General features: G+C 72.0%; 10 protein-coding genes. 3 read left to right on the top strand and 7 right to left on the bottom strand.

Features of this window, described 5'->3' with window-relative positions; genetic code table 11:
• Positions 1-157: 157 nt before the first annotated feature.
• On the bottom strand, positions 158-1,642 hold the full coding sequence (locus tag ACGFZK_RS32850; RefSeq protein WP_393852505.1) for a M28 family metallopeptidase: 1,485 nt from the start codon (positions 1,640-1,642) through the stop codon (positions 158-160).
• Between the two features lie 260 nt (positions 1,643-1,902).
• Here ACGFZK_RS32850 and ACGFZK_RS32845 point away from each other — a divergent pair, with 260 nt between their 5' ends.
• Positions 1,903-2,931, top strand: a complete 1,029-nt coding sequence (locus ACGFZK_RS32845; protein ID WP_393852504.1) for an aspartate-semialdehyde dehydrogenase — start codon at positions 1,903-1,905, stop codon at positions 2,929-2,931.
• Between the two features lie 59 nt (positions 2,932-2,990).
• Here the strand turns inward: ACGFZK_RS32845 and ACGFZK_RS32840 are convergent, their stop codons facing one another.
• Positions 2,991-3,491 carry a DUF1203 domain-containing protein gene (locus ACGFZK_RS32840; protein ID WP_393852503.1) on the bottom strand — a complete coding sequence of 167 codons (501 nt, stop codon included), beginning with the start codon at positions 3,489-3,491 and terminating at the stop codon, positions 2,991-2,993.
• A gap of 139 nt (positions 3,492-3,630) precedes the next feature.
• On the opposite strand from ACGFZK_RS32840, the gene pepN reads away from it, so the two are divergent.
• Positions 3,631-6,231, top strand: a complete 2,601-nt coding sequence (pepN, locus tag ACGFZK_RS32835; RefSeq protein WP_393852502.1) for an aminopeptidase N — start codon at positions 3,631-3,633, stop codon at positions 6,229-6,231.
• 126 nt (positions 6,232-6,357) lie between these two features.
• Here the strand turns inward: pepN and ACGFZK_RS32830 are convergent, their stop codons facing one another.
• The 4 genes from ACGFZK_RS32830 to ACGFZK_RS32815 are packed head-to-tail and all read right to left on the bottom strand — an operon-like array spanning position 6,358 to position 10,518.
• Positions 6,358-7,260, bottom strand: a complete 903-nt coding sequence (locus tag ACGFZK_RS32830; protein ID WP_393852501.1) for a LysR family transcriptional regulator — start codon at positions 7,258-7,260, stop codon at positions 6,358-6,360.
• Between the two features lie 10 nt (positions 7,261-7,270).
• Positions 7,271-8,191, bottom strand: coding sequence for a DMT family transporter (locus tag ACGFZK_RS32825; RefSeq protein WP_393852500.1), 921 nt, complete (start codon positions 8,189-8,191; stop codon positions 7,271-7,273).
• Positions 8,192-8,242: 51 nt separating this feature from the next.
• Complete coding sequence (locus ACGFZK_RS32820; protein WP_393852499.1) at positions 8,243-9,175, bottom strand: EamA family transporter; 933 nt, start codon at positions 9,173-9,175, stop codon at positions 8,243-8,245.
• A gap of 26 nt (positions 9,176-9,201) precedes the next feature.
• Positions 9,202-10,518, bottom strand: a complete 1,317-nt coding sequence (locus ACGFZK_RS32815) for an MFS transporter (RefSeq protein ID WP_393852498.1) — start codon at positions 10,516-10,518, stop codon at positions 9,202-9,204.
• A 104-nt stretch (positions 10,519-10,622) separates the two neighbouring features.
• Between ACGFZK_RS32815 and ACGFZK_RS32810 the strand changes: the two genes are divergently transcribed.
• Positions 10,623-11,114, top strand: a complete 492-nt coding sequence (locus ACGFZK_RS32810; protein WP_393852497.1) for a MarR family winged helix-turn-helix transcriptional regulator — start codon at positions 10,623-10,625, stop codon at positions 11,112-11,114.
• A gap of 108 nt (positions 11,115-11,222) precedes the next feature.
• Here the strand turns inward: ACGFZK_RS32810 and ACGFZK_RS32805 are convergent, their stop codons facing one another.
• The gene (locus tag ACGFZK_RS32805) at positions 11,223-11,462 is read right to left on the bottom strand and encodes a hypothetical protein (protein ID WP_393852496.1); all 240 of its coding nucleotides are present in this window, start codon (positions 11,460-11,462) and stop codon (positions 11,223-11,225) included.
• Positions 11,463-11,473 lie beyond the last annotated feature (11 nt).

Genomic DNA, 11,473 nt, shown 5'->3' with positions numbered 1-11,473 from the left:
GACCCGCTCCCCCCCCCCCGCGCCCCCGCCGCCGCCCCCGGCAGCGGGCCCAGCGCGAGGGCCCCCCCGTCGCCCCCGGGGGCGGGCACCCGGCGGGGGCGGCCCCCCCCCGCGCCCCCCCCCCTCGGGCCGTTCCCCCTCGGGCCGTTCCCCGGTCCTACTTCCCGCCGAGCGAGCGCAGCGACTCGGCGTACGTGCCGACCGCGTGTGCGATCACGTCCAGGTTGGTGTCGAAGACCTTGAGGTCCAGGTTCTTCAGGTCGTCCCCCGCCCCGTGGTAGTTCGGGTCGTACGGGGCCCCGGCCGTGCCGCCGTGGCGCCCCGCCTGCTCGGCGGTCTTGATGCCCTCGGCGCCGGTGAAGGTGCCGCCCGCCGGGATGCCGTTCGCGATGAACGGGCCGTAGTCGGAGCGGCCGTCGAAGTCACTGCCCTCGTGCGGCTTGCCCTTCTTGTCGAGGAAGCCGTTGATCAGCGCCTCGATCTGCGCCGAGCCCGCCGGGCCCGCACCCGCACCCGTCCTGTCGGAGTCGTCCCCGTCGTAGACGAACTGCACCGGGTTCGGGGAGGCGATCATGTCGAAGTTCAGGTAAAGGGCGATGTCCTTCCTCTGCTTCTCGGACAGCTGCGCGACGTAGTGCTCCGAGCCGAGCAGGCCCAGCTCCTCGGCCGACCACCAGCCGAAACGCACCTTGTTGGCGGGCCCCTTGCCCTTCCTGTTGGCGCCCTCGTCCGCGAGCTTGAGGGCCACCTCCAGCAGACCGGCCGAGCCGGAGCCGTTGTCGTTGATGCCCGGGCCCTCGGGTACGGAGTCCAGGTGGGCGCCGAGGGTCACCACCCGGTCGGAGCGGCCGCCCTTGGTCTCGGCGATCACGTTGCGGGTCGTCTTCTTCACGTGCTCCTGGTCGAGGTCCAGGCGGACCTTGACCTCGCCCTGGGCGGCGGCCGCGGTCAGCTCCTCGCCGTCGGCCAGCGTGATGCCGGCGCTCGGGATGATCCCCTCGGCGGGCGAGGAGAACCCGCCGCGCACCGGGGTGGTCCCGCTGTGGTTGTAGACGATCACCCCGAGCGCGCCGGCCTCGGCGGCTGCCCGCTGCTTCTCCACGAAGGTGCACGCGCCCCGCTTGACCAGGGCGATCTTCCCGGCGAAGGCACCGGCCGGGTAGTCGTCGGCCGTGCAGCCGGGGGTCTCGTCGACCCGGGCCAGGGCGAGCGGCGCGGCCAGGCCGCCGGCGGGGGTGGACTTGGTGAAGGTGAAGGCGGCGGTGGCCAGCTCGCGGGAGCCCTGGCCGAGGACGGTGGTCTTCTCCGTCTTGGTGTGCGCCTCGTAGATGTCGAAGTCCTGGTACGAGACCTGGTACCCGGCCTTCTTCAGCGTGTCGTACACGTAGGCGGCGGAGGCCGCGTGGCCCGGCGTGCCGGCGGCGCGGTTGCCGCCGTTGGCGTCGGCGATCTGCTGGAACTTCTTCAGATGGCGGTAGGCGCCCTTGGCGGTCACCTCCTCCACCAGCTCCTTGGCCAGCCTGCCCTCGCGGGGGTGGGCGGCCGCCGGAGTGGCGGTCAGCAGGACGGGTGCGGCGACGGCGGCGGCCGCGAGGGCGGCGAGCGCCGGTATGGACCGGCGGCGGTGGCGGATGGCGCGCACGGTGGATCTCCCCGAATCGGATGGTTCGTTCTGCGGTCGGTCACGTCCGGAAACCGGACACGACGGACTGGACGCTAACCGGCGCCGACCAGGCGAAACGGGTGTTCAGGCGCCGTGCAACACTCCTGCCACGAACTCGCCACGGGGGTTCACATTCGGGACACCGTCCGTTCCTCGGACAATGGATTGGACAAGGATCGTGGGGTCGTACGCATGATGGCTTACGCGCGCCCGCGTCGTACGTACCAAAAGGAGTCACCGTGAGGGTCGGAATCGTCGGAGCCACCGGACAGGTCGGCGGAGTCATGCGCGGCATCCTCGCCGAGCGGAAGTTCCCGGTGGACGAGCTGCGGCTGTTCGCCTCGGCCCGTTCCGCGGGCTCGACCCTCGTCTGGGAGGGCCAGGAGATCACCATCGAGGACGCGTCCACGGCCGACTACTCCGGCCTGGACATCGTGCTCTTCTCCGCGGGCGGCGCCACCTCCCGGGCGCTGGCCGAGAAGGTCGCCGCCCAGGGCGCCGTCGTGATCGACAACTCCTCCGCCTGGCGCGGCGACCCGGAGGTCCCGCTCGTGGTCTCCGAGGTCAACCCGCACGCGATCAAGAACCGCCCCAAGGGCATCATCGCGAACCCGAACTGCACCACCATGGCCGCGATGCCGGTGCTGCGCCCGCTGCACGACGAGGCCGGCCTGACCGCGCTGATCGCCACCACCTACCAGGCCGTCTCCGGCTCGGGCCTGGCCGGTGTGGCCGAGCTCAAGGGCCAGGCCTGCGCGGTCTCCGAGGCCGCCGACCAGCTGACCTTCGACGGCGGCGCGGTGGACTTCCCGGAGCCCGCCGTCTACAAGCGCCCGATCGCCTACAACGTGGTCCCGCTCGCGGGCAACCTGGTCGACGACGGCTCCTTCGAGACCGACGAGGAGCAGAAGCTCCGCAACGAGTCCCGCAAGATCCTGGAGATCCCGGAGCTCAAGGTCTCCGGCACCTGCGTGCGCGTGCCGGTCTTCTCCGGCCACTCCCTCCAGGTCAACGCCCGCTTCGCGAACCCGATCAGCGTCGAGCGCGCCTACGAGCTGCTGAAGGACGCCCCGGGCGTCGAGCTCTCGGAGATCCCGACCCCCCTGCAGGCGGCGGGCAAGGACGCCTCGTACGTGGGCCGCATCCGCAGCGACGAGACCGCGGAGAACGGCCTCGCGCTCTTCCTCTCGAACGACAACCTCCGCAAGGGCGCGGCCCTGAACGCGGTGCAGATCGCCGAGCTCGTGGCCGAGGAGCTGCGCGGCTGATCCCGCGGGCAGCACGACGAGGAGGGCGGGCGCCGCACGGCGCCCGCCCTCCCGGCGCGTCAGGGCCTGTGCACCTCGAAGTGGAAGCACCCGAACTCGGCGGCGCGGACGTGGACGAGGGCCACCTCGGGATCGGCGAAGGCTTCGGCGAGGGCCCGCTCGAGCACCCCGTCGGGATCGTCCCCGAGGTCCAGGACGCGCCCGCCGAGGATGTGCCCGCGGGCGTCGTACCGCCGGGCGGTGCGCTGCGCCCCGGCGTGGGCGAAGGGGTACCCGCCGCCACCCGCCGGCCCCGCGCACTCCCCGGCGTGGATGAAGACGGGGCCCTGCTCGTCGTAGGCACCGGGATCCACCCCGGTCCGCGCCGCCCAGCGGCGCAGCGGCGCGTACGAGACGAGCGCGATCCGCTCACCGGCCGCGCCGGTCCGCAGGCAGCACCGCAGCGGCGCCCCGCCTTCCCCGTCGGTGTAGGGGACGCACGCGCGTCCCGCGTCGTCGCGTACGCGGAGCTCCGCGAGCACCGCTTCCTCGATGGGCCTCGCCCGGTCTCCGCTGGTCATGGCCTCCAGCGTGCCGCTGTGGCCCGCCGGTGTCCGGCAGGAATGCGACGTCGCGTTCGCCCGTGGATTACTCCGAGACGGTGACGCTGTCCGGATGGCAGGATGGCCGGGCAACGTCACCATCAAAGGAGATGACCGCGTGCCAGGCACGAATCTCACCCGTGAAGAGGCTCAGCAGCGGGCAAAGCTGCTCACCGTCGACTCCTACGAGATCGAACTCGATCTCAGCGGTGCGCAGGAGGGTGGCACCTACCCGTCCGTGACCACCGTGCGCTTCCAGTCGGCCGAGGCCGGGGCCGAGACGTTCATCGACCTGGTCGCCCCGGCCGTGCACGAGGTCGTCCTCAACGGCAAGGCGCTGGACGTCGCCGCGGTCTTCCGGGACTCCCGGATCGCCCTCGGCCACCTGGAGGCCGGGGCCAACGAGCTCCGTGTCGTCGCGGACTGCGCGTACACGAACACCGGTGAGGGTCTGCACCGCTTCGTGGACCCGGTCGACCAGCAGGCCTACCTCTACACCCAGTTCGAGGTTCCGGACGCGCGGCGGGTCTTCGCCAGCTTCGAGCAGCCCGACCTGAAGGCCACGTTCCAGTTCACCGTGACCGCCCCCGAGGGCTGGACGGTCATCTCGAACTCCCCACGGGACATTCCTGAGGGGGCGGAGGCCGCGGACGTCAAGGACAACGTCTGGCGCTTCGAGCCGACCCCGCGCATCTCCTCGTACATCACGGCGTTGATCGTCGGCCCGTACCACGCGGTGCACAGCTCCTACGAGGGCGCGGACGGCCAGTCCGTTCCGCTCGGCATCTACTGCCGGCCCTCGCTCGCCGAGTTCCTCGACGCGGACGCGATCTTCGACGTGACCCGGCAGGGCTTCGACTGGTTCCAGGAGAAGTTCGCCTACGACTACCCCTTCGCCAAGTACGACCAGCTCTTCGTCCCGGAGTTCAACGCGGGCGCCATGGAGAACGCGGGCGCGGTCACCATCCGCGACCAGTACGTCTTCCGCTCGAAGGTGACGGACGCGGCGTACGAGGTGCGCGCGGAGACGATCCTCCACGAGCTCGCCCACATGTGGTTCGGCGACCTGGTCACCATGGAGTGGTGGAACGACCTGTGGCTGAACGAGTCCTTCGCGACGTACACCTCGATCGCCTGCCAGGCCTACGCCGAGGGCTCGAAGTGGCCGCACGCCTGGACCACCTTCGCCAACTCCATGAAGACGTGGGCGTACCGGCAGGACCAGCTGCCCTCCACGCACCCGATCATGGCGGACATCCGTGACCTCGACGACGTCATGGTCAACTTCGACGGCATCACGTACGCCAAGGGCGCCTCGGTGCTCAAGCAGCTCGTCGCCTACGTCGGCATGGACGCCTTCTTCAAGGGCGTGCAGGCGTACTTCAAGGCGCACGCGTTCGGGAACACGCGCCTGTCCGACCTGCTGGGCGCCCTGGAGGAGACCTCCGGCCGCGACCTGACCGCCTGGTCGAAGGCGTGGCTGGAGACGGCCGGCATCAACATCCTGCGCCCGGAGGTCACCACCGACGCGAACGGTGTCATCACCGCCTTCGGCATCCGCCAGGAGGCGCCCGCGCTGCCCGCCGGCGCCAAGGGCGAGTCCACCCTGCGCCCGCACCGCATCGCGGTCGGCCTGTACGAGCTCCAGGACGGCGCCCTCGTGCGCACCGACCGGATCGAGCTGGACATCGACGGCGCGCTGACCACGGTGCCGGAGCTGGTCGGCCGCACCCGCCCGGCCGTCTTCCTGCTGAACGACGACGACCTGTCGTACGCGAAGGTTCGCCTGGACGAGGAGTCCCTCGCCACGGTCACCGCGCACATCGGCGACTTCACGGAGTCCCTGCCGCGCGCACTGTGCTGGGCCTCGGCCTGGGACATGACGCGTGACGGCGAGCTCGCCACCCGCGACTACCTCGCGCTGGTCCTCTCGGGCATCGGCAAGGAGTCCGACATCGGCGTGGTCCAGTCGCTGCACCGGCAGGTGAAGCTGGCCATCGACCTGTACGCCGACCCGGCGTGGCGGGAGCAGGGTCTGGCGGCCTGGACCGAGGCCACCCTGGAGCACCTGCGTGCCGCGGAGCCGGCCGGTGACCACCAGCTGGCGTGGGCGCGGGCCTTCGCGGCCTCGGCCCGCACCGAGGGACAGCTGACCTACCTGTCGGCGCTGCTCGACGGCTCGGCGGAGATCGAGGGCCTGGCCGTCGACACCGAGCTGCGGTGGACGTTCCTGGAGCGCCTCGCCGCGACGGGTGTCGCCGACGAGCCGGCCATCGCGGCGGAGCTGGAGCGGGACGCGACGGCGGCCGGCGAGCGCCATGCGGCGACCGCCCGGGCGGCGCGGCCGACGGCGGAGGCCAAGGCCGAGGCGTGGGCCTCGGTGGTGGAGTCCGGCGACCTGCCGAACGCGGTGCAGGAGGCCGTGATCGGCGGCTTCGTCCAGACCGACCAGCGCGAGCTGCTGGCCCCGTACACCGAGAAGTTCTTCTCGGCGGTCAAGGGTGTCTGGGAGTCCCGCAGCCACGAGATCGCCCAGCAGATCGCGGTGGGCCTCTACCCTGCGCTGCAGGTCTCGCAGGAGACGCTGGACGCGACGGACGCCTGGCTGGCCTCGGCCGAGCCGAACGCGGCCCTGCGCCGCCTGATCTCGGAATCCCGCGCGGGTGTCGACCGCGCCCTTCGCGCGCAGGCGGCCGACGCGGCTGCCGCTCAGGTCTAAGGGCTCACGGGCTCTGCCCGCACCCGCGGGGGCTCCGTCTCCCGCGGGTGCGGCTCCGTACCCGGGGCTCCGCCCCGGACCCCGCGCCTCCAGCGCCGGCGGGGCTGGTTCTGCCCGGCATCCTCGCTACCGCCGGGCCTCGGCCGCTTCGCGCAGGGCCGCGAGGACGTAGGACAGCGCGGGCGCGGATTCGGCGCCCCGGCGGACCGCCGCGATCACGTGGCGGGTCGGGCGGTCGTGGGCCAGCACCCGGACCGTCCCGCTGGGGGCCCGGCGCGAGACCATCCGCGGCACCAGCGCCACCCCCATCCCCGCCTCGACCATGGCCAGGATGGCGGTCCACCCGGACGCCGAGTGCGCCTGTTCCGGGACGAAGCCCGCCGCCTCGCACGCGGACCGGGCGATCTCCGACCAAGGGCCGCTGCCCCCGTAGATCCACGGGTCGCCGGAGAGGTCCGCCAGCCGCAGGTCGACCGCGTCCGCCAGCGGATGCCCCGGCGGGAGCGCCACGTCCAGCGGGTCCTCCAGCAGCGTCACCCGCGTGAACCGGGCATCCCGCGCGGTCGGCGCATGGGCCGCCAGGGACAGCGCCAGGTCCACGCCCCCGGCCGACAGGAGCTCGTACGACTCCGCGGCCTCCGTCTCCCGGACCCTGACCTCCACCCCGGGGTGGGTCGTGCGCAGCGCGGCCACCGCCGGGACCACGAGTGCCGGTACGGCGGTGGAGAAGGCGCCCACCCGTACCTCTCCCGTGTCCCCCGAGAGGTACCCGGCCAGTTCCGCGTCGGCGCGCTCCAGTTGGGCGAACACCGCCTCCGTGTGCCGCAGGACGAGGTGGGCCGCGTCCGTGAGCCGTACCCGGCGGCCCTGTGCTTCCAGCAGCACCACGCCCAGTTGCCGGGCGAGGTTGGTCAGTTGCTGCGAAACGGCCGAGGGCGTCATGTGCAGCGCCTCGGCCGTCCTGGTCACGGTCCCCTGTTCGGCGAGGGTCCGCAGGATCCGCAGCTTCTTGATGTCCCACTCGGTCATGGGCCCGAACCTACCGCCGGGCACTCCCCAGCCCGACTCCGCCGAGGATCAGCGCCATGCAGAGCAGCTGCGCCGGTCCGGTGTGCTCGCCCAGCAGCAGGAAGCCGAGCCCGGCCACGCAGACCGGCTGGAGGTAGTAGACGATGCCGGCGCGGGCGGCCCCGATGATCGAGATCGCCTTGTTCCACGCGAAGAAGGCGACGGCGGAGGAGAACACGCCGACGTACAGCAGCGGTCCCACGGTCCCGGCGGTGATCTCGAAGTCGCCCTGGACGGAGACGGAGACCGCGTAGGCGGGCGCCAGCATCAGCGCGCCGAGCACGAAGGTGGTGATCAGGAAGGCCAGTCCGCCGAGTTCGGCGGGCTTGCGCCGCAGCAGGGCGCTGTACGTGGCGAAGGAGAGGGCTGCGCCGAACATCCACAGGTCCCCGGCGCCGAAGTCGAAGCCGATCGAGCCGTCCCCGACGAGCAGCAGCACCCCGAAGGCGGCGAGCAGCATGCCGAAGGCCCGCCGCCTGCCGAGCCGTTCGCCGCCGAGGCGGGCGTAGAGCGCCATGATGACCGGCGAGGCGGCCATGATCATGCCCATGTTGGAGGCGGAGGTGGTCAGTCCGGCCTGGTGCACGAGCGTGTTGTAGAGGGCGACGCCGAACAGCGAGGCGAGGGCGATGAAGCCGAAGTGCCGCCGGATCAGGGCCCGCTGCTGCCAGGCCTGACGGGCGGCGAAGGGGGCGACGGCGAGCAGGGCGATGATCCAGCGCCAGAAGACCGCCTGGACGGGCGGGACGGTCTCGGCCATGCCCCGGGTGGCGACGAAGCTGCCGGACCAGACGACCGTCGCGAGCAGGGCGAGGAGGACGCCGAGCCCGGCGGCACCCTTTTTCCCCGTGCTGCCGGGCTCGGCCTGCGAAACGGTACGGACGCGGTCCATGACGGCCACTGTGTGTCTGCTCCTCGGTGTCGACGGGTGGTGCGGTGTGGCCTACCGTCGCACCTCCTCATCCATCAGGTCTATCGAAATGTTCTGATCCTTCTGTTCAGCAGAACTGAACGATCGCGCCTGGCGTGCGGCCGCCAGCTGACCGGCGACGGTGGCTCCGAAGGCGATCGCCATCCCCACGAGCTGTACGGGCGACAGCGCCTGCCCGAGGGCGGCCCAGCCGATGACGGCGGCGGTGAGCGGGGAGAGCGGGCCGAGCAGGGTGACCGAGGTGGCGCTGAGGGCTCCGATACCGCGGAACCACAGCCAGTAGGCGATGCCGGTGTTGATCAGCATCATGTAGCCGTAGCCGAGGAAGGCCTTGCCGTCGAGCGCGGGCGGAGCCCCCTCGACCAGGGCGGCCACCGGAATGATGAACAGCCCGCCCGCGGTGAGCTGCCAGCCGGTCATGGCCAGCGGGCCCACGCCCTCGGGGCGGCCCCAGCGCTTGGTCATCACGGTGCCGGCGCCCATGGAGGCGGAGGAGATCACACCGGCGAGGATGCCGACCGCGTCGAGTTTCGCCTCGGCGGTGAGGACGACCATGCTCACGCCGAACGCCCCCACGACGGCGGCCAGTACGGTGCGCAGGCTCGCCCGCTCGCCGAGGACGAGTGCGGCCAGTCCTACGACGAACAGCGGGCCGGCGGCGCCCAGGACGGCCGCGACCCCGCCGGGGAGCCGGTAGGCGGAGAGGAACAGCAGCGGGAAGAAGGCGCCGATGTTGAGGATGCCGAGGACGGCGGACTTCCACCACCACTGGCCCCTGGGCAGGGTGCGGGCCAGGGCGGTCAGCAGCAGACCGGCGGGAAGGGCCCGCATGACCCCGGTGAACAGCGGCCGGTCCGGCGGCAGCAGTTCGGTGGCCACGGCGTAGGTCGAGCCCCAGGAGATGGGGGCAAGGGCGGTCAGGGCGACGGTGGCCAAACGCTTCATGGCGGGCTCCTGGAGAGGGTGAAGGATCAGACGGCGGCGGTCGCGGGGGCCGGTGCGGTCACCGGTGCCCCGGCGGCCTTGACGACCGCCGGCGGCTCGGCGTGCACGGCCTCGGCCGGCAGGTGCCGCTCCAGCCGGAGCAGCGCCAGGGCGGCGCCGAGGGCGGCCACGGCCAGGACGGCCCAGGGCAGGCGGCCGTCGACGGCGAGCAGGGCGGTGAAGAGGGAGGGGGCGAGCGCGCCGGCCAGCGAGTAGGACAGCTGGTAGGTGGCCAGGTAGCGGCCGCGGACGGCCTCGGGGGCGGCGGAGACCGACAGGGCGCCGCCGGAGGGGCTGTGCACGAGTTCGCCGAGGGTGTAGACGACCACGATGGCCAGCAGGGCGACCAGGGTGACGCTCTGGCCGGGCCGCAGCGTGCCCAGCACGATCTGCCCGGTGAAGGCGGCGGCGAAGAGCAGGGCGCCGAGGGCGGCCGAGCGGGTGCGGCGGGCGCCGGAGCGGCGGACCCGGCCCGCGATCAGCACGCCGATCCCGGCGCAGAGCACCGTGTTGACGGTAAAGGCGGCTCCGGTGAGGGAGTCGGGGGCCGTCAGCCAGGTGGAGAGGTAGAGCGGGAAGAGGACGGAGAGGGCGGAGTAGCCCAGCGCGGTGAGGAAGTTGGCGGCGGTGAGCCCGAGGAAGGGGCGGTCGCGCAGGACCGTGCGGTACCCGGCGGACGGCTGTCCGGCCGCTGCGGTCGCCACGGTGCGGACCGCCCGGACCCGGCTGACGAGCAGTCCGGCGAGGGCGAAGGCGAGGGCGTTGCCCCAGGCGGTGTACGTGAATCCGCCGGTGCCCCACAGCGCCAGCACTCCGGAGACGAGCAGGGCGCCCGCGCCCATCCCGGCGTTCTGCAGGGCCCGGGTGGACGCCTGGAGCCGGTCGCGGGCGGCGCCCAGCGCCACCTCGCCGATCAGGGACTGCTGGACGACCCCGAAGGAGCGGTCGGCGAGTGCGGTGACGAGGGCGACGGCCGCGAAGGCGGGCAGCGAGTCCGCGAAGGGGTAGAGGGCGAAGCCGAGCGCCCGTATCCCGTAGAGCACCAGGTTGACCTTCTTCGCCCCGTGCCGGTCGACGGCCGTGCCGGCCAGCGGCATGAACGCCAGCCCGGCCAGCCCGGTGACCGTCATGACCAGGCCGACGAGGGTGAGGGAGAGGCCCGTGACGTGGTGGAAGAAGACCAGCGAGAACGGGATGTACATACCGATCCCGACCGAGCTGATACCGATGCCGAGGAGCAGCGACCGCTCCCCCGCGACCTTCGCTTCCCTTGATGCGGCTGTCTTCCCCGTGAACACGCCCATGACCTCTCCCCGGACTCGATTGCTGGTAAGTAGCTTACCGCTAAGCTACTTACCGTCAAGCAACTTTCTTGCGAACGATCCTCAGGAAGCCGGATACTGCACGCATGAGTGACGACAAGGACGCAGTGGATGCGATCACGGCCCAGTGGTTCGCCGTGCGCCCCGACCTGGACACGGCCCCCATGGCCGTCTTCGGACGCATCTACCGGATCACCAAGTCCATGGGTGACGCGATGGAGGAGTGCTACGCGCGCTTCGGCATCTCGCGCGGCGAGTTCGACGTCGTGGCCACGCTGCGCCGGTCGGGCGAGCCCTACACGCTCTCGCCGCGCCAGCTCTCGGCCACCCTCATGCTCACCACGGGCGGCATGACCGGGCGTCTGGACAAGCTGGAGAAGGCCGGGCTGCTCTGCCGCAAGCCCGATCCGCACGACCGGCGGGGGCTCCAGGTGACGATCACCGACCGCGGCCTCGCGCTCATCGACGAGGCCGTCGCCGCCGGTCTGGAAGTACAGCGCGCCGCGCTCACCGGGCTGTCCGACGAAGAGGTCGCCGTGCTCACCGGTCTGCTCCGCCGGCTGCTGGCCGGCGTCTGAGGACACGACAAGGCGCCGGGGGTCGCCACACGGCCGATGCGTCTCGGCGGTGCGGACCCCCGGCGCCCGGGAAGTCCTGCGGTGCTGCCCCTGGTGGGGTCAGCCCGGTCAGCCCTGCTGCGGTTCCTTGCGCGACTTGTCGAGGACCATCACGAGACCCACGATGACCAGGAAAATCACGAGGGGCGCGGCCACGTAGAGACCGAGCGTCTCGCCAATGCTCAGGCCCGGGCCCGGGTCGTCACCGTCGTCGCGGGTGAGCGCGAGGGCGGGAGACGTCATCAGCAGCATCATCAGCGCGGTTCCGGCCGTGACGGCGCCGGCGCGCAGAGCGTTCTTCTTGTCCACGGTGCAAACGT

It is taken from the genome of Streptomyces sp. NPDC048257, from assembly GCF_043201855.1.
Taxonomy (GTDB): domain Bacteria; phylum Actinomycetota; class Actinomycetes; order Streptomycetales; family Streptomycetaceae; genus Streptomyces.
Note: the sequence above shows the minus strand (reverse complement) of the source record. Positions and strands in the feature narration are given on the sequence as shown.